The sequence below is a fragment of the Janthinobacterium foliorum genome (assembly GCF_978021625.1).
This window is the reverse complement of the sequence record NZ_CDXDQE010000008.1, coordinates 184,336-202,653: the sequence shown is the minus strand read 5'-3', so window position 1 is coordinate 202,653 and position 18,318 is coordinate 184,336. Positions and strand designations below refer to the sequence as shown.

Sequence of the window (18,318 nt, the reverse complement as noted above, 5' to 3'; positions counted from 1 at the left end):
TGAAGAATGAAAATCACAGGAACTACTGTATAGCTTGCGCTATCATTGCAGAAATGAATAAAGTAAATACTAGGTATAGCCATGATTAATTTGCGTACGCTGGATTTGAACCTGCTGCTGACCCTGAATGCGCTGCTGATCGAGCGCAACGTCACGCGGGCGGCCGAACGGCTGCACCTGAGCCAGCCATCCGTCAGCGTGCAGCTGGGCAAGCTGCGCGCCGCCTTCGACGATCCGCTGCTGCTGCCCGGTCCGCGCGGCATGCTGCCTACGGCGCGCGCGCTGGCCCTGTTTGCACCGTTGCAAGCCGTGCTGGCGCAGCTGGAGCACGTGCTGCAGCCGGAATCGGCGTTCGATCCGTGCACGGCCCAGGTATGCTGGAACCTGGCGGCCGCCGATGCCACCGAGTATGCGATCCTGCTGCCCATGCTGCCAGCCTTGCGCGCGCAGGCCCCCCTGTCGCGCATGGCCGTCTTCGAGGCCGTGCCGGCGCGCATGGCGCATGCGCTGGAAACGGGCCAGGTCGACCTGGGCTTCCTGGCGCAGGAAGAAGCGCCGTCCGGCTTGCGCCACCGCACCCTGTTTACGGAGCACTACGTGCTGGCGGGCCGGCACGACCACCCGCTGCTGCAGGCGCCGCCCGACCTCGAGCAGTTCTGCGCCCTGGAATTCATCGTCGTCTCGCCCAACGGCGGCGGCTTCCGCACGGCCGTCGATGCGGCGCTGCGGCAGCTGGGACGCACGCGCAAGGTGGTGCTGTCCGTGCCGCATTTCCTCATCGTCCCTCCCCTGCTGGCGGCCTCCGACATGGTGGCCCTGCTGCCATCGCGCCTGCTGAAAAATGCGCTGGGCACCCTGCGCACCTGGGAGCCGCCCGTCGCCCTGCCCGATTACGAGATGGCCATGGTCTGGCACGAACGCATGCACCTGGAGCCGGCCCACCGCTGGCTGCGCGAGCGCATCATGGAGGTGGCGAGGTAACGTTTGGGCGCGCCAGGCGGCCGCCCGCCTGCGCCGTCATGGTTGACAAAACGCATCAGGCCGTATATCGTCTCATTTTATTACTAACTAAGTTAGCTATTTATTTTGATGAAGACTGCCGCACTGCCTCGCTGGCCGATTTTACTGGTCATGATCGTGTCCGAAATCATGGACCTTGCCGCATCGACCATTGTCAACGTCGGCGGACCTGCCTTGATCGATACGCTGGGCGCCAGCGCCGCCCAGATGCAATGGGTCATCGGCGGCTATGCGCTGGCCCTCGGTGCCGGCCTGGTGCTCGGCGGCCGGCTTGGCGACCGTTTCGGGCGGCGCAATATGTTCCTGTACGGCCTGGCGGCGTTTACGGCCGCCTCGCTGCTGTGCGCGCTGGCGCCGAACATTGCCTCGCTGATCGGCTTTCGCCTGCTGCAAGGACTGGCCGGCGCGATGCTGCTGCCGCAGGGCCTGGGCTTGCTGCGTGAAAATTATCAGGGACCGGACCTGGCCAAGGTATTTGGCATCTTCGGCCCCATCCTGGGCCTGGCGGGCATCCTGGGGCCCGTGCTGGGCGGCATGCTGCTGGAAACGGCCCCGTTCGGCCTTGGCTGGCGCGCCGTGTTCCTGATCAATATTCCCATCGGCGTCGCCTGCTTCCTGGTGGCGTGGCGCTACCTGCCGCACCGCCCGGGAGACCGCTCCGTCAACATTGACATCCCCGGCGCCGGCCTGCTGGTGCTGTCCTCCGTCCTCCTGGTCTTGCCGCTGGGCGAGGCGGGAGCGTGGCCAGACTGGGGCTGGCCTTGCCTGGCCCTGGCCGTGCTGGGCTTTGGCCTGTTTGCCCTGCGCCAGGCGTCGGTGTTGCGCGCCGGCCAGGCGCCGCTCATCATGCCGTCGATTTTCCAGCGCTCCGCCTACACGGCCGGGCTGGCCGGCATTGCCCTGTTCTTTTGTTCGCTCATCGGCATGCAACTGGTCCTGACGCTGTTCTTGCAGATCGGGCATGGCTTGACGGCGGGCGAAGCGAGCATTGCCAATCTGCCGTTCGCCATCGGCACGGCATGCGGCGCCACCTTGAGCGGCGCGGTGCTGGCGGCCCGCTTCGGCCGCAAGGTGCTGCAGCTGGGGGCCGGCGTCCAGCTGGCCGGCGTGGCCCTGCTGCAGTTTGAACTCGGCAATACCGCGGCATTTTCGACGTGGCATATGGTGCCGGGCATGCTGGTGTGCGGCATCGGTGCCGGCCTGGTGATTGCTGCGCTCTTCAGCATCATTCTGGCCGCCCTCGACGACAAGCAGATCGGTTCGGGCTCCGGCGTGCTGTCTGCCGTGCAATCGATCGCCGCGTCGATCGGCGTGGCCCTGTTCAGCGGCGCATTTTTTGCGGCCAATCCCGCCATCGCGCCGGACCTGGCCCTGGGCGCCGCGCTCACGCTGCAAGCCTGCATACTCGTCGCCTTCATGGGCGTCACTTTCTTTTTTCCCACTGCTGCAAAAGCTGAACTCGAGGTAAACCATGCATGACCAGGAAACACATATCGACGCCTTCGCGGCAGAAGACCCGCGCGGCATGCACATCGCCGGCGACGTCATCGGCCGCCAGCTGCAGCAGATCGCGATCCTCACGCGCGAAACGGCCCTGCACCTGAGCACCGCGATGGGCATCAACCAGACGGATCTGGCATTGATGGAGCAGCTGATCACGCACGGTCCCCTGTCTCCGAACGAACTGGCCACGCGCCTGTCCGTCACGACGGCGGGCGTGACGCTCGTCATCGACCGCCTGGAACGCGCCGGCCATGTGACGCGCGTGCGCCAGCAGGACGACAAGCGCCGCGTGCTCGTCCATCCCGTGCCAGCCTCCGTGGCGCAAACGTACCGGCATATCGCACCGATGCTGAATGGCCTCGATGCCGTGCTGAGCGCTCTGTCCGGCAACGAGCGCACGACGATTGAACATTTTCTCCAGCAAGTGATTGCTGTTTACCAGAGCACTTTACCGCTCGCATCAGAAAAGAAAAACAAATGACGATCAAACGAAAAATTCTTGTCACGGGGGCCAGCGTTGCCGGTCCCACCCTGGCCTGGTGGCTGGCGCGCCAGGGCATGCAGGTGACGGTGGTCGAACGGGCGCCCGAATTTCGCGACGGCGGACAAACCATCGACGTGCGCGGCGCCGGCAAGCTGGTGGCGCAACGCATGGGACTCGAGAGCGCCATCCGTTCCAAAAGCACGCATGAAGACGGCATCAGGTTTGTCGACGCCCGGGATCGCACCCAGGCGGAATTCGGCGTCGGGGCGTTTGGCGGCAACGGTCCTGTGGCCGAGCTGGAAATCCTGCGGGGGGAACTGGCCAAGCTGCTGATCGGGCATGGCCGTGAAAGCGTGGACTACCGCTTTGGCGACAGCATTGCCGCGCTGGAGGAATTGCCGCATGGCGTCAAGGTGCGCTTCGAACAGGGCGGCGAAGAACTGTACGATCTTGTCATCGGGGCCGAAGGCGTCGGCTCGCATACGCGCAAGCTGGTGTTCGGCGACGAAGCCAAGCGCCGCGCGTTCGACCTCTACACGGCGTATTTCACCATCCCGCGCGCCCCCGGCGACGCGGGCCAGATGCGCTGGTTCAATGTCCCTGGCGGCCTGTGCGTTTGCTTGCGTCCCGATAACCTGGGGACCACGCGCGCCCTGCTGTCGTTCCATGAACCGCCCAGCGGCTACGAAAAACTCCCGCCGGCCCGGCAAAAGCAGCTGCTGAAGGACAAATTCGGTGGCCTCGGCTGGGAAACGCCGCGCATTCTGGCTGCCCTGGACGCCGCGCCCGACCTGTATTTCGACCAGATTTCGCAGGTAAAAATGCCCCGCTGGTCGAAGGGCCGGATAGCCCTCGTGGGCGATGCCGCCTACTGCGCCTCGCCCATCAGCGGCATGGGCACGAGCCTGGGCATGTGCGGCGCCTACGTCCTGGCGGGCGAGCTGGGACGGCACGACGATCACGCGCAGGCATTTGCGGCCTATGAAAAGATCATGCGCCCCTATGTAGACCAGGCGCAAAATGTGCCGCTGTTCGCGCCGCGCCTGGCCTCCCCGCACTCCCGCGCCGGCATCGCCGTGGGCCATGCCATGTTGCGCATGAGTAATTTTCCCGTCATCAAGCCGCTGCTGGCCAGGTTCCTGACGCCCAAGGCCGATGCCATCGCGCTGCCCGACTACGCGCGCCTGGCGCGCGCCGCCCCCTGACCCGGCCGGCATCGCCGTGGCGGACCGCCTGCTGGCCCCATCCTGGCCGGTATGCGGCGGCTCGCGGCGGGCCATACACGAAACCGCGCCATGCTGCACTAGGCAAGATTACCTAGTTGATCGAAAGAAACTCCCAATTTCCGCGCCGCGGGTGGATGCGTATGCTTGGGCCCAATAATAAAGGGTCACCATGAACGCCAATTTCACATCCGTCCTGCATGCCGGCGCGCGCCGCCTGTTCTCCTTTCACCTTGCATCGCTGTTACTGGCCAGTCTGCTGTTCGGCGCCCTGCCGGCCCTGGCCGCAGTCCCGGCCACGTCAGCCGAGCTGATCAAGCGCGGCGAATATGTCGCGCGCCTGGGCGACTGCGTTGCCTGCCATACCAGCCCGAACGGCGCCGCCATGGCCGGCGGGCTGGAACTCAAGACGCCTTTCGGCACCATCTACAGCACGAATATCACGCCGGACGCGCAGACCGGCCTGGGCACATACTCGTTCGCGCAATTCGACCGCGCCATGCGCAAGGGCGTGGCGGCGGACGGGCACAACCTGTATCCGGCCATGCCCTACCCTTCCTACGCCAAGATCACGCCCGCCGACATGCAGGCCCTGTACGCCTATTTGCAGCGGGGCGTGGCGCCCGTGGTGCAGAAAAACCGCGACACGGACATGAAATGGCCGTTCAGCATGCGCTGGGGCCTGTCGCTGTGGAATGCCGTCTTCCTCGACGACGCGCCATTCAAGCCGGACGCCAGCAAATCGGCCGTGTGGAACCGCGGCAGCTACATCGCCCAGGGGCTGGGCCATTGCGGCTCCTGCCATACGCCGCGCGGCGTGGCCTTCCAGGAAAAAACCATGGGCCAGGACGGCAGCAGCGGCAAGCAGTATTTGTCCGGCTTCACTTTTGACGGATGGCACGCGGTGAACTTGCGCAACCTGTGGACGCCGGAGGAAATCGTGCGCCTGCTGAAAACGGGCCGCAACAGTTTCGGCACGGCGGCCGGCAGCATGACGGAAGTCATCACGCACAGCACGCAGTATTTCACGGACGGCGACCTGGACGCCCTGGCCCAGTACCTGCATGGCCTGCCGGCCAAGCCTGGCGCGCAAGTGACGCAAAAGGCGCCGGCGCCCGTGGTGGCGGCCAGCGACCAGGCGCTGTACAACACGCGCGGCGGCCTCGGCTATTTGCAGTTCTGCGCCACCTGCCACCGCCGCGATGGCCGTGGCGTGGACAACATCTTTCCCACGCTGGCACAGAATGACTCCGTGCAGTCGAAAGATCCCACCACCGTCATCCACATCGCGCTGACGGGCTGGCAGTCGGCCGTCACGCAGCATTCGCCCCGTTCCTTCGGCATGCCCGCCTATGACCAGCTGTCGAACGGCGAACTGGCCGACATCCTCACTTTCGTACGCGGCAAGTGGGGCAACCAGGGCGCGCCGGTCACGCCCGCGCAGGTCGCCAAGGTACGCAAGGATATCCAGCTGGCCGGCGCGCAGAAGTCCGACTTCAAAACGCCGCGCTACGCCGCCCTGATGGCCGCCCCCAACGCCAAGCAATTGATCCACGGCATGCAGTTGATGACGGAAACGCGGACGCGCCTGCCGAACAACGTGGGCAACGACCTCAATTGCAGCAGCTGTCACTTGAATGGCGGCACGGTGGCCAACGGCTCGCCGTTCCTGGGCATCGCGGCATTTTTCCCGGCCGAAGCGCCGCGCGCGGGCAAGGTGATCAACCTGGGCGAGCGCATCAATGGCTGCTTCAGGCGCTCCATGCATGGCAAGCCCCTGCCCGCGGACGGGCCCGACCTGCAAGCCATGGTCGCCTACATCGAATGGATGAAGGGCGCCACCCAAGCCCATGACAAGGTACCCGGGCGCGGCGTGGCGAAGATCGACCGCAGCTTGCTGCCCAATCCCGTGAATGGCAAGAAAGTGTATGCCGAGCAATGCTCCGTCTGCCACGGCGCGAATGGCGAAGGCATCAAGGGTGCCGACGGCGCGGTGGCCTTCCCGCCGCTGTGGGGAGAACGCTCCTTCAATATCGGCGCCGGCATGGCCAGGACCTACACGGCGGCCGGCTTCGTCAAGGCCAATATGGTGATGGGCCACGGCCAGAAGTTCCCGCTGGGACAAGGCAGCCTGTCCGACCAGGATGCCGTCGACGTGGCAGAGTACTTCAGCCACATGCCGCGCCCGGACTTCCCGGACAAGGTCAAGGACTGGCCGCACGGCGGCAAGCCCAAGGATGCGCGCTACTGATCCTGCGCTGATGGCGCAATCTGTTACGCTCATGCCATGAGCATACGAGGAGTCTTGCATGAGCAGCAATATCCATCACGCGGCAGCAACTGGCTACACGGCAACGGCCGATACCTACGTCAAGGGCCGGCCCGATTATCCGCCTGAAGTGTCCAGCTGGCTGCGCGCGACCCTGGGCCTGGGGCCGGGCAAAACCGTGCTGGACCTGGGCGCAGGCACGGGCAAGTTCACGCCCCGCCTGGTCGACACGGGCGCCACGGTCATTGCCGTGGAGCCCGTGCCCGCCATGCTGGCGAAATTGGCCGCCGCCCTGCCGCAGGTCCGGGCAGTGGCGGGCACGGCCACCGCCATTCCCCTGCCCGATGCCAGCGTCGACGCCGTCGTCTGCGCCCAGGCCTTCCACTGGTTTGCCTCCGCCGCTGCGCTCGACGAGATCCTGCGCGTGCTCAAGCCCGGCGGCAAGCTGGGCCTGGTGTGGAACTTGCGCGATGCCGGCGTGCCCTGGGTAGCCAGGCTGGACGCCATCGTCAACCGGGCCGAAGGCGACACGCCCCGCTATTACACGGGCGCCTGGCGCCGGGTCTTTCCCCATGCGGGCCTGACGCACTTGCAGGAAACGCATTTTTCCCACGCGCATACGGGCACGGCCGAGGACGTGCTGTTCAACCGCGTGCGCTCCACCAGCTTCATCGCCGCCCTGCCGCCGCAGGAACGCCAGCGCATCGATGAGGAAATCGGCCGGCTGATCGCGTCCGAGCCATCCTTGCGCGGCCGCTCCGCCATCAGCGTGCCCTACGCGACGGCCGCCTTCGTGGCGCAAAAGCTCGCCTAGCGCTTATTTGTGCGGCAGTGTATGCCAGCAAACAGAAGGATGTGGCATTGGCGGCAATGATGGAGCACACTCACCCATCATAAGGAAAAGCCATGTCCGCCATTCCACGCCCGCCCCTGCCCTACGAACCGCGCTACGAATTTGAAGAGGAAGGCGAACAGGAGACGTGCGCGCAGCTGCTGCACACCCTGCGCGGCATTTCCACCACCACGTACGAGGATACGGGCCACGCCACGCGCAGCGTGCATGCCAAGAGCCACGGCTTGCTGCGCGGCCGCCTGCAGGTGCTCGACAACCTGGCACCCGAGCTGGCGCAGGGTTTATTCAGCACGCCGGCCGGCTATGACGTGGTGATGCGCATCTCGACCATTCCCGGCGACGTGCTCGACGATAATGTCTCCGTGCCGCGTGGCATGGCCATCAAGGTCATCGGCGTGCCCGGCACGCAGCTGTCCAGCCTGGAGCCAGGCGATGGCGCAGCGCCCGCCAGCACGCAGGACTTCGTGCTGGTGAACGGCCCCGCCTTTCTGGCGCCCACGGCGAAAAAATTCCTTGGCAGCTTGAAGCTGCTGGCCAGTACCACGGACAAGGCGCCGCGCCTGAAGCAGGCGCTGTCGACCGTGCTGCAGGGCGCGGAAAAGGCGCTCGAAGCCGTGGGCGGCGAAAGCGGCACGCTGAAAAGCCTGGGCGGCCATCCGGAAACCCATGTGCTGGGCGAAACCTACTACAGCCAGGCGCCCATCTTATATGGCGCCTACATGGCCAAGGTGGCGCTGGTGCCCGTCTCGCCGGAACTGGCGGCATTGACGGGCGCCCATGTGGACCTCGACGGCAAGCCGAATGGCTTGCGCGACGCCGTCGTCGCCTTCTTTGCCCGCCATGCGGCCACCTGGGAAGTGCGCATCCAGCTGTGCCGCGACATCGACACTATGCCGCTGGAAGACTCGTCCGTCCCCTGGCCGGAAGAAGACAGTCCATACCTGTCCGTGGCGCGCATCACGGCCCCGCCACAGGCGGGCTGGAGCGAAGCCCTGTCGCGCGCCGTGGATGACGGCATGGCGTTCAGCCCCTGGCATGGCGTGCTGGCACACCGTCCCCTCGGTTCCATCATGCGCGTGCGCAAGGCCGCGTATGCGATGTCCGCCCGCTTCCGCTTCGAGCGCACGGGCCACGTCGCGCGCGAGCCGGGCACGCTGGACGACCTTCCCGTGAACTGAGCGCCATGGACAAGGACACCCCCGCCGACGGCAAGCCCGCCACCTCCGACACCTGGCTGGGGAAGCTGGGGCCGGGCCTGATCACGGGCGCGGCAGACGACGACCCCAGCGGCATCGCCACGTATTCGCAGGCCGGTGCCCAGTTCGGCTTCGGCATGCTGTGGACGGTGTGCCTGACATATCCGCTGATGCTGGGCATCCAGGTGATCAGCGCCAAGATCGGGCGGGTCAGCGGGCATGGGCTGGCGACGAATATCCGCCGCCACTATCCCCGCCCCTTGCTGTACGCCATTGTCGGCCTGCTGATGCTGGCCAATGTCATCAATATCGCCGCCGACGTGGCCGCCATGGGCGATGCGCTGGCCCTCATCATCGGCGGCCCCACCCACCTGTATGCGCTGGGCTTCGGCCTGCTGTCGCTGCTGCTGCAAGTATTCATTCCCTATCAGCAGTACGTGCGCATCCTGAAATGGCTGACTCTGGGCTTGCTGGCCTACGTGGCCACCGTGCTGACCGTGCACATTCCATGGGGCGAAGTGGCCGTGCGCACCGTCTGGCCTAAGCTGGCCTGGTCGGCCGCCGCCGTCACCATGATCGTGGCCGTGTTCGGCACGACGATCAGCCCCTACCTGTTTTTCTGGCAAGCCTCGCAGGAAGTCGAAGACTTGCAGGCCGACGCCAGCGCGCAAGCCTTGCGCCGCACGCCGGAACAGGCGCCACGGCAATTCCAGCGCATCAAGACCGACACGGCCATCGGCATGGGCTTTTCCAACCTCGTCGCCTTTTTCATCATGCTGACGACGGCCGTCACCCTGGGCGCGCAAGGCATCACGCACATCGATACATCGGCCCAGGCCGCCTCCGCCCTGCGTCCCATCGCGGGCGACTTCGCCTTCGCCCTGTTCAGCCTGGGCATCATCGGCACGGGCTTGCTGGCCATTCCCGTGCTGGCCGGCTCGGCCGCCTACGCCATGGCGGGCGCCTTCCACTGGAAAAGCAGCCTGGAACTGGCGCCACGGGCCGCGAAGAAATTCTACGGCATCATCATCACGGCCACCCTGATCGGCGTGGCGCTGTGCTTCACGCCGCTCAATCCCATCCAGGCGCTGTACTGGAGCGCCGTCATCAACGGCGTCATTTCCGTGCCCATCATGGCCCTGATGATGAGCATGGCCTCGCGCCCCGCCATCATGGGCACCTTGACCATTTCGCGCCGCCTGCGCTGGCTGGGCTGGCTGTGCACGGGCGTGATGGCCGCGGCCGTGCTGGCGATGTTTGCCACGATGGCCTTCTGACGCCTACGCCTTCCCGGGCTGGAGCATCCTTGCCACGATGCCCAGCACGGTTTCACAGGGCAGCAGGCGCGGCAGCCAGGCCAGCAGGCGGTTTTGCCGCCCCGCCACATGGCAGCTGCGGCCCCGGTCCAGCGCGCGCAAGGCTTCGCCGACGACGGCCTGCGGCGCCATGCGGCTGCCCACGGCCGCTTCAGGGGCGTCCACCACGTCAAAGAAGGGCGTATCCGTCGCGCCCGGGCACAGGGCCAGCACGCGCACGCCGCGCCGGCGGTTTTCCGCCCACAAGGCTTGCGAAAACGACAGCACGAAGGCCTTGCTGGCGCCATACACGGCCATGTAGGGATCGGGCTGCAGGGCGGCCGTGGACGCCACGTTGATGATGGCGCCACGTCCTTGCGCCAGCATGTGCGGCAAGGCGCAATGCGCGAGTTCCATGAGCGCCGTGCAATTGACGGCCACTTCGGCCGACTGGCGCGCGCGCTCGATGCCGTCGAACCTGCCATGCGTGGCGAAGCCCGCACTGTTGATGAGGACGTCCGGCGCCATGCCCAGCGCGCACGCCTGCGCGTAGGCCGCCTCGGCGGCGCCGGGCCGGCCCAGGTCCGCCACCAGCGCGTGGGCGCGGATGCCGTGGCGTCCCGCCAGGTCGCTGACCAGTTGCGCCAGCACGGCACCCGAGCGGGCCAGCAGCAGCAAGTGGGCGCCGCGCGCGGCCAGGGTTTCCGCAAAGACGCGGCCAATGCCGGACGAGGCGCCCGTGATCAGCACGGTTTGCTTGGTAAAATTATATGGATGCATGGCAACGGTGTCGTAGTGAAGAGGAATTTCACTGTAAACTGTCGACCTTAGTCCACGGTCAAGGGGAAATCATGCGCATCGGAGAAATCACCCGCCTGGCGGGCGTATCGAAGGACACGGTGCGCTTCTACGAGCGCCAGGGATTGCTGGATGCGGCGCCGCAGCCTGGCATGACGAACAACTACAAGGAGTACCCGGCGCAGGCCCTGCGGCGCATCGAGCTGATCGGGCACGCCAAGGCATTGGGCTTCACCTTGAAGGAAATCGCCGAAGTGATTGCCGTGTGGCAGGAAAATGCCCTTGCCGGTAACACCAAGCGTGCCATGCTGGCAACGAAAATTGCCCAGATCGATGACAAGGCCCGCTCGATGGCCGTGCTGCGCGCCGGTCTCGTCGATGCGCTGGCAAAGGTGGAGACGGGCTGCGACGACGTGGCGCCAGGACAGAGACAAGGATAATCAATGAGCAACTCAACGAGCAACTCAACGCGCAATGCAATCGGCCAGGCCATCGGCAATTACTATACGCAGTACCGTCACCTGGCGCTCGACGGCGCCAAGCCGCCGCCCACGGCGCAGCAGATCGCCGCCATCGAAACCTTGCTGGAAGCGCCCCTGCCGCCCGCCTTCCTGGCATTCTTGCAGGTAGCCAACGGCGCCTATCTTGACTATGTCTGCGACGTGCCCGATGGCGAAGGTGGCGTGGAAAAGATGGGTTTCAATACCTTTTTCAGTGCTGAGGATGGCGATTTCTGCGATGAAACCCTGGTCGGCGAGATCCGCGCGGCGCGCCAGCACATGGCCATGCCCGTCAACATCCTGCCGTTTGCCCGCGATGGCGGCAATTCCATGGTCTTTCTCGACCTGACGCCCGAAGGCGCCGGCCGGGTCATGAGCTATGTGCAGGAGTTGCCGGGCTGGACGGGCAGCCGTGCCCATGGCTTCATCGAGCTGGCGCCATCGTTCGATGCCTGGCTGGACAGCCTGTATATCGACCGCGACACGGTGCTCGAGGAACTCGAACACGGCGTCTCGGCGCCATCGCACCTGGCGGCCATGGCGCAATGGCTCGATATCGGCATGCCGGACTGGCGCCGGGATGCCGGCATCACGGCCTTGTTTGCGCTTAAACAAGTGCAACTGTACGCTAGCGAACAGGACTAGTCCTACGGGAAGCATCGTGCGTGGCCTATGGGTGTGCGCTGGCTGGCGGCTTAACATTGTCACCAGCTTGCAGAAAACACCACTCACGACATGAAAGGATTTCCCATGCCTATTTCCACCACCAGTTCCCGTGGCCCTTCCCTGAAAAGCGTTGCCATCGGTGCCGCCGTGGCGCTATTGAGCGGCATCGCCATCAACAGCATCGCGGCCGCCGCGCCTGGCGCCTACGACAAGCAATTCCTCAGCAAGGCTGCCGATGCAGGCAGCACGGAAATCGCCGCCAGCAAGGTGGCGCAAAGCAAGAGCAGCAATGGGGAAGTGAAGAAATTCGCCGACTCCATGGTGACGGACCACGGCAAGGTGGCCGATGAGCTGAAGCAGCTGGCCAGCAGCAAGCAGATCGACGTCAGCGACCAGCCCGGCGCCAGGCACAAGGCGCAGATCGACAAGCTGAGCCGGCTGGAAGGGGCCCAGTTCGACAAGGAATACGCATCGACCATCGGCGTGGCGGCGCACAAGGATGCCGTGAAGCTGTTTACGGATGCCAGCCAGAAAGCCAGCGATCCTGACATCAAGGCCTTCGCGGCCAAGACCTTGCCGGCATTGCAACATCACCTGGAAATGGCCACGGCCCTGCATGCGGCGCTGGCCAAATAGGACGACAATGCGCTGATTAGCCAGCGAGATCCTTGCCGTACGTGCTGTACGGCAAGCTGTCCCCTCTTGGCATACAATGCGGCAACTTCGTTTTTGGCGACGCCATGACTCCATGCAGCTACTCAAGAAAACCGGCCTGATTTCCGCCGCCATCCTGTTCATCATCGTGCTGGGCGCCTGGCTGTTCATCAAGGTGGCCGCCGCCCGCAATGCCACCGTGTATGCGCAGCAATGGAACGACAAGGGCACGTGCGTGATCAAGACCTTCGTGCCCCATTACGGCAGTGGCGTGCCGCAGAACATCGTGCGCGCCTTCAGCACATCCACCTTCTTCCGCGTGTACCACAAGGATGGGACCTTGCTGGAAAGCACGGAATGGGTGCTGGACATGCATGAAGACGGCATCCTCGACTATGCCCGCTGGGCCGAGAACCGCGCCATCTACCCGACCGACCTGGGCTACGAGGGCTGGACCCTGCCCGAGTGCGCATGAGCGTGAGCGTACCAATCATGCAAAAAGAAAAAGGCTTGCGGGGGCCGTGGAGCGAGGCGCCCTACGTCCCCACCCTGCACCATTTCCTCGGTCCCTTCGACGTCTATGACCGCGAAGAAACCCTGGGCGTGGAGCTGGACACCTGGGACATGAATGACGCCGTCCGGCGCGCTGCCCTGATACGCCGCGATATCACCTCGCAATACAAGGAACTCAGCTACCGCCACCGCTACATGCTGGTGCAGGTGCTGGAACAGGCGCTGCAAGACCCGGCCTACGATTTTGCCGCCATCCTCGCGCATGACCCGGAAAGCACGCATGCCCTGCCCGCCCGGTGGGATGACATGCACGATCCGCGCGCCTTTTTTGCGGATATCTATCAGCTGGCGCGGCACGACTGGCGCGACGACCTGGCCAGGGCGGCGGCGGAAGACCCGGCAGACTGGTAAGGCGTCGCTGGCGCCGCTTGCCCATCATCGCAACGACTGCCCTTGCGTGTTTACCGTCCTGGCGCTGGCCAGCGTCCGCCGCTGCCAGCGCGTCGTCCTGCTGGATGGCAGTTGCGGCGCTGTCAATGCGGCAGGTCGGTATGGCAGGCGCAGTCGTGGCCGCTGGCCGCTTCGGACAGGTTTTGCAGAATGGCGCAGTCTTGCGACGGCTGCGGCTGGTCGCACTGGTGGCGCAGGGTCACCAGCTGCTGCTGCAGGGTCTGCAGGTTCGCCATCTGCTCGGCAATGCGCAGGATATGGTGGTCGAGCAATTCATTGACGCTTTGGCAGCCTTCCGCCGGGTTGTTCTTGAACTCCAGCAAGGCGCGGATATCCGTCAGGCCGATCTGCAGCGAACGGCAATGGCGGATGAATTGCAGCCGTTCCTGGTGCTCTTCGCGGTATTCGCGGTAGCCGGCGCTGTTGCGGCCCGGCTCTTGCAGCAAGCCCGCCTTTTCATAGTAACGCACGGTTTCCACGTCACAATCGGTCCGTTTGGCCAGTTCTCCGATACGCATGGCATCCTCTTTTCATTCCAACATGCAAATTCTGCTTGACCCTGTAGCGGCTACAGGGTTTCTAATGGAAGCATACACGAATCCTGAAGGATGATGCGATGCCGCACGATAGCCACGATCACGACCACAAGCACGACCATGCCCACGACCCGGCACCGGCTGCCGCGCCCAAGGCCGCCAGTTGCTGCGCCGGCCAGCACGCTTGCGCGTCCACGCCGGCCGCCGGCACGGCGCCCTCCCTGCGCAGCGCGCCCATCGATGGCGCCAGCACGGCCAAGTACCGCATCGCCAACATGGATTGTCCGACGGAAGAACGGCTGATCCGCAACAAGCTGGGCGGCATGGCCGGCGTGGTGGGCCTGGATTTCAACCTGATGAACCGCGTCCTGGACGTGCACCACACCCTGCCCTCGCTGGCCGCGGTGGAGGCGGCACTGCACGGCATCGGCATGCAAGCCTTGCCCATGGAAGCGGGCGCGGCCATCGTGCGCGATTCCGCTGAAGGCAGCCTGTCCGGCCTGCAAAAAGGCTTGCTGGTCGTCTCCGGCCTGGCCGCGGCGGGCGCAGAAGCGCTGGCCTGGACGACGCACGAGGACAGCGCGCCGCTGGTGATCGCCCTGGCCCTGCTGTCGATTGCCACGGGCGGCTGGCCGACCCTGAAAAAGGGTTGGATCGCCCTGAAAAGCTTTACCCTGAACATCAATTTCCTGATGAGCCTGGCTGTTTTCGGCGCCATCGCCATCGGCCAGTGGCCGGAAGCGGCCATGGTCATCTTCCTGTTCGCCATCGCCGAACTGATCGAAGGCCTGTCGCTGAACCGCGCGCGCAATGCCGTGCAAAGCCTGATGCAGCTGGCACCCGACGTGGCGACCGTCGCCGATGCGCAGGGTGAATGGCGCCAAGTGCCCGTGGCCACGGTAGCCATCGGCGCCGTCCTGCGCGTGAAGCCGGGCGAGCGCATTGCGCTCGACGGCATCGTGGCAAGCGGCGAGTCGTCCGTCAACCAGGCGCCGATCACGGGCGAAAGCATGCCCGTGGACAAGACCATAGGCGATGTCGTGTATGCGGGCACCATCAATGAGCGGGGCGTGCTGGACGTCACCGTGACGGCCAACAGCGGCAACAGCACCCTGGCCAAGATCGTCAAGGTCATCGAGGAAACCCAGGGCAAGCAGGCGCCCACGCAGCGTTTCGTCGATCAGTTCGCCCGCTACTACACGCCCGCCGTCGTCGTCTTCGCCATCCTCGTGGCCGTGCTGCCGCCCCTGCTGACGGGCGCGCCCTTCATGGCCTGGCTATATAAAGCGCTGGTGATGCTGGTGATCGCCTGCCCGTGCGCGCTGGTCATTTCCACGCCCGTCACGGTCGTCAGCGGCCTGACGGCGGCGGCGCGGCGCGGCATCCTGGTCAAGGGCGGGCAATTCCTGGAAACGGGCTACCGCATCAAGGCCATCGCCGTCGACAAGACGGGCACCCTGACCATGGGCAAGCCGGCTGTCACGGACGTGGTGGCGCTGGACGGCACCGGCCGCGATGCCGTCCTGCTGCTGGCCGCCAGCCTGGACGCCAATTCAGCCCACCCGCTGGCCGCCGCCATCGTCAAGGCGGGGCCGCCCGCCGGCAGCCATTTGCCGGTGACGCAGTTTGCCGCCCTGCACGGACGCGGCGTGCGCGGCAGCATCGATGGCCAGACGTATTACCTGGGCAATGCGCGCCTGATGACGGACTTGAACGTCCTGACGCCGGCGCTGCAAGCCATCCTGGCGCGGCTGGAACAGCAAGCCTACACGGCCATGGTGCTGGCCACGCAAACGGGTGCCTTGGGCGTCATTGCCGTGGCCGACGTGCTGCGCCCGACGGCAGCGTCCGCCATCGCCCGCCTGAATGCGCTGGGCGTCACCACCGTCATGCTGACGGGCGATAATGTGCTGACGGCGCAGCGCATCGCGCAGGATGTCGGCGTCAGCCTGGTCAAGGCGGAATTGCTGCCGGAAAATAAACTCGATGAAATCAAGGCTTTGCAGCAGCAATTCGGCGTGGTCGCCATGCTGGGCGACGGCGTCAACGATGCGCCGGCCCTGGCGCAGGCGGATATCGGCTTTGCCATGGGCGCGGCCGGCAGCGACACGGCCATCGAGACGGCAGACGTGGCCCTGATGGATGATGAACTGGGCAAATTGCCCGAATTCATACGCCTGAGCCAGCGCACGCGCGCCATCCTCGTGCAAAACATCAGCTTTGCCATCGGCATCAAGGCCGTCTTCTTCGGCCTGGCGCTGGCCGGCATGGCCACCCTGTGGATGGCCGTCTTCGCGGACGTGGGCGCCAGCCTGCTGGTGGTGGCGAACGGGCTCAGGCTGCTGCGCAAGGGCAAACAAACATAGTCCCGCTTGGAAATATTTCCATCTGGACAATTCGTATGAAAAACGCTACTTTGTGGGCTGTCCACAACCGTCCCAAGGTAGCCGATGCCTCCTTTGCTCCGCCTGACCCTGCTGTCCGCCCTGCTGCTGCCGTTGACATGCCTGCAAGCATCTGCGGCCGCTGCTGCCGCCGCCTGCGCCACGCCCGGGCAAGCCGTGCAGGAACAAGGCTATGTGCCCATCAACGGCATCGCGCAATGGATCACCATCACGGGCGCCCGTTGCGGCAATCCCGTGGTCCTGTTCATCCATGGCGGTCCGGGCAATGCGCTGAGTCCGTTTGCGGACGCGCTCTATGCCAGCTGGCAGCAGGACTACACGCTGGTGCAGTGGGACCAGCGCGGCGCGGGCATGACGTATGCAAAGAACCGGCCCGGCGATGATGAGACGCTCAGCGTGGCGCAGATGCGCGACGACGGCATCGCCGTGGCCAGCTATCTGCACCGGCACCTGGGCCAGGATAAAGTCATTTTGATGGGCAGTTCCTGGGGCTCGATCCTGGGCGTGCACATGGCCAAGCTGCGGCCGGACCTGTTCCACGCGTATGTCGGCACGGCGCAGGTGGTCAATGCACGCCAGAACGAAGCGGGCATGTACCGGCAAGTCATGGCGCTGGCGCAGGCGGCCGGCGACACCGCCACCGTCGACAGGCTGACGGCGCTGGGGGCGCCGCCATGGACGGACCCGCGCAATTTCGGCATCCTGCGCCGCTTCGACCGCAAGTACGAGGCGCTGGCAACGGATGCGCCGCCCCGGCACTGGTGGCAAGCGGCGCCGTTCTATGCCACGCCGCAGGCGCTGGCCGATGCCGAGGCGGCCGACGATTACTCCTATCTCCAGTTCATCGGCCTGCACGGCGACGGCATGTTTGCAAGCGTGGATCTGCCCGCGCTGGGCACGCGCTTCGAGCTGCCCGTCTTCTTCATCATGGGCGAGGAGGACTTGCTGACGTCGCCCGCCATCGCGCGCGCCTATTTCGACGGCATCGCGGCGCCGCGGAAGGGTTTTACCCTCGTGAAACGGGCCGGGCACGATCCGAACCAGGCCGTGCTCGACGCGCAATGGACGGTCTTGCGCGAACAGGTGGCGCCCCTGCTCAAGTAGACTGCCGGGTAGACTGCCGGGCGGCGCCCGCTTCAGGCGCCATTTTACGGCATGGCGTCCTTGTCGATCTGCGCCGCCAGCCGCCGCTCGAAGTCCAGCAGTTCCGCAGCGTTGAGATCGGAGATGAGCTGATAATCCATGCCGGCGCGGCGCCAGCGTATCAGGTGAAAACCCTGCCGCGTGCTGAGGCGCGGCGGCGCGTCGCTTGCTGCGCTGCCTGGCCAGACGTACAGGTTCAGCACATGCTGGTGCCGGCGGTACGCGAGGGCGGCGACGGGACGCTGGCTGATATAGTCGAGGCGCCCGCCCACCAGAGGATAGCCTTCCTGCGCCAGGTCCACGACGGGCGGTGAAAAGTCGAGTTTGCCATTGAACCAGGGCTTGACGGTGTGCTGGTCGGATGATGCCACGTCGGCCAGGTGATTGGGCATGAGCGAACGGAAATGGCTGGCGACGATTTCCTGGTCGAGCCGTTCCGTTGCGGAAGGCTGGGACAGGTACAGGAGCAAGGTGACGGCCAGGGCTGCCGTGCTGGCGCTTGCCACGCCGAAGTTGATCCACGCCCACGGCAGCCGCCCCCATTGCCGGCCTCGCCGCGCCCGCCGCGCCGCTTTCGACGCCCCCGCCTCTTCCTGCAACGCCGCGCGCAGGCGCTGATGCAGGGCGGCTGGGGCCGCATGCCGCGTGCCCTGCGTCCTGACGGCGGCGCGCAAGGCCAGCATCTGCGCGCAGGCTCTGGCGCAGTCCGGGCACTGGGCCAGATGCTGCGTCAATTGCGCCGCCGCCGGGGCGTCGAGTTCGCCATCGGCAAAGGCGGACAGCTTGCTGTGGGATTCCTTGCACTGCATT

Annotated in this window: 18 protein-coding genes; 15 read left to right on the top strand and 3 right to left on the bottom strand. The window is 65.5% G+C overall.

Going from position 1 to position 18,318, the window contains the following annotated elements:
* Positions 1-81: 81 nt before the first annotated feature.
* From ACZ92H_RS17640 to ACZ92H_RS17605, 8 genes are all read left to right on the top strand, one after another.
* Positions 82-981: a LysR family transcriptional regulator gene (locus ACZ92H_RS17640; protein ID WP_465050405.1), complete on the top strand. Its 900-nt coding sequence runs from the start codon at positions 82-84 to the stop codon at positions 979-981.
* Positions 982-1,131: 150 nt separating this feature from the next.
* A complete protein-coding gene (locus ACZ92H_RS17635) occupies positions 1,132-2,499 on the top strand; it encodes an MFS transporter (RefSeq protein ID WP_465050403.1) in 1,368 nt (455 codons plus the stop codon).
* Positions 2,492-3,004 (top strand): MarR family winged helix-turn-helix transcriptional regulator, encoded by a 513-nt coding sequence (locus ACZ92H_RS17630; protein ID WP_131369408.1) that lies wholly within the window; start codon positions 2,492-2,494, stop codon positions 3,002-3,004. The genes ACZ92H_RS17635 and ACZ92H_RS17630 overlap by 8 nt, the downstream gene beginning before the upstream one ends.
* Positions 3,001-4,212, top strand: a complete 1,212-nt coding sequence (locus tag ACZ92H_RS17625) for an FAD-dependent monooxygenase (protein ID WP_465050402.1) — start codon at positions 3,001-3,003, stop codon at positions 4,210-4,212. Before ACZ92H_RS17630 ends, ACZ92H_RS17625 begins: the two co-directional genes overlap by 4 nt.
* Positions 4,213-4,402: 190 nt before the next feature.
* Complete coding sequence (locus tag ACZ92H_RS17620) at positions 4,403-6,481, top strand: c-type cytochrome (RefSeq protein ID WP_465050401.1); 2,079 nt, start codon at positions 4,403-4,405, stop codon at positions 6,479-6,481.
* A gap of 58 nt (positions 6,482-6,539) precedes the next feature.
* Positions 6,540-7,313 (top strand): class I SAM-dependent methyltransferase, encoded by a 774-nt coding sequence (locus ACZ92H_RS17615; protein ID WP_465050400.1) that lies wholly within the window; start codon positions 6,540-6,542, stop codon positions 7,311-7,313.
* A 92-nt stretch (positions 7,314-7,405) separates the two neighbouring features.
* Entirely contained in the window at positions 7,406-8,530 is a 1,125-nt protein-coding gene (locus ACZ92H_RS17610; RefSeq protein ID WP_465050399.1) for a catalase family protein, read from the top strand.
* Positions 8,531-8,535: 5 nt separating this feature from the next.
* Entirely contained in the window at positions 8,536-9,825 is a 1,290-nt protein-coding gene (locus ACZ92H_RS17605; protein WP_465050398.1) for an NRAMP family divalent metal transporter, read from the top strand.
* 3 nt (positions 9,826-9,828) lie between these two features.
* On the opposite strand, the gene ACZ92H_RS17600 is transcribed toward ACZ92H_RS17605, so the two are convergent.
* Complete coding sequence (locus tag ACZ92H_RS17600) at positions 9,829-10,623, bottom strand: SDR family NAD(P)-dependent oxidoreductase (protein WP_465050397.1); 795 nt, start codon at positions 10,621-10,623, stop codon at positions 9,829-9,831.
* A gap of 71 nt (positions 10,624-10,694) precedes the next feature.
* Between ACZ92H_RS17600 and ACZ92H_RS17595 the strand changes: the two genes are divergently transcribed.
* From ACZ92H_RS17595 to ACZ92H_RS17575, 5 genes are all read left to right on the top strand, one after another.
* Positions 10,695-11,081 carry a MerR family transcriptional regulator gene (locus ACZ92H_RS17595; protein ID WP_131369432.1) on the top strand — a complete coding sequence of 129 codons (387 nt, stop codon included), beginning with the start codon at positions 10,695-10,697 and terminating at the stop codon, positions 11,079-11,081.
* Between the two features lie 3 nt (positions 11,082-11,084).
* A complete protein-coding gene (locus ACZ92H_RS17590) occupies positions 11,085-11,786 on the top strand; it encodes an SMI1/KNR4 family protein (protein ID WP_465050396.1) in 702 nt (233 codons plus the stop codon).
* Between the two features lie 105 nt (positions 11,787-11,891).
* Complete coding sequence (locus tag ACZ92H_RS17585; RefSeq protein ID WP_131369437.1) at positions 11,892-12,443, top strand: DUF4142 domain-containing protein; 552 nt, start codon at positions 11,892-11,894, stop codon at positions 12,441-12,443.
* Between the two features lie 112 nt (positions 12,444-12,555).
* A complete protein-coding gene (locus tag ACZ92H_RS17580) occupies positions 12,556-12,936 on the top strand; it encodes a hypothetical protein (RefSeq protein ID WP_465050395.1) in 381 nt (126 codons plus the stop codon).
* A gap of 17 nt (positions 12,937-12,953) precedes the next feature.
* Positions 12,954-13,385: a hypothetical protein gene (locus ACZ92H_RS17575; protein ID WP_465050394.1), complete on the top strand. Its 432-nt coding sequence runs from the start codon at positions 12,954-12,956 to the stop codon at positions 13,383-13,385.
* Positions 13,386-13,507: 122 nt separating this feature from the next.
* Here the strand turns inward: ACZ92H_RS17575 and cadR are convergent, their stop codons facing one another.
* Positions 13,508-13,942 (bottom strand): Cd(II)/Pb(II)-responsive transcriptional regulator, encoded by a 435-nt coding sequence (cadR, locus tag ACZ92H_RS17570; protein WP_131369443.1) that lies wholly within the window; start codon positions 13,940-13,942, stop codon positions 13,508-13,510.
* Between the two features lie 98 nt (positions 13,943-14,040).
* On the opposite strand from cadR, the gene ACZ92H_RS17565 reads away from it, so the two are divergent.
* Both ACZ92H_RS17565 and ACZ92H_RS17560 read left to right on the top strand, forming a co-directional pair.
* On the top strand, positions 14,041-16,326 hold the full coding sequence (locus ACZ92H_RS17565) for a heavy metal translocating P-type ATPase (RefSeq protein ID WP_465050393.1): 2,286 nt from the start codon (positions 14,041-14,043) through the stop codon (positions 16,324-16,326).
* A gap of 84 nt (positions 16,327-16,410) precedes the next feature.
* A complete protein-coding gene (locus tag ACZ92H_RS17560; RefSeq protein WP_465050392.1) occupies positions 16,411-17,469 on the top strand; it encodes an alpha/beta hydrolase in 1,059 nt (352 codons plus the stop codon).
* Between the two features lie 44 nt (positions 17,470-17,513).
* Here ACZ92H_RS17560 and ACZ92H_RS17555 read toward each other — a convergent pair whose 3' ends face one another.
* On the bottom strand, positions 17,514-18,317 hold the full coding sequence (locus ACZ92H_RS17555) for an anti-sigma factor family protein (RefSeq protein ID WP_465050391.1): 804 nt from the start codon (positions 18,315-18,317) through the stop codon (positions 17,514-17,516).
* Position 18,318 lies beyond the last annotated feature (1 nt).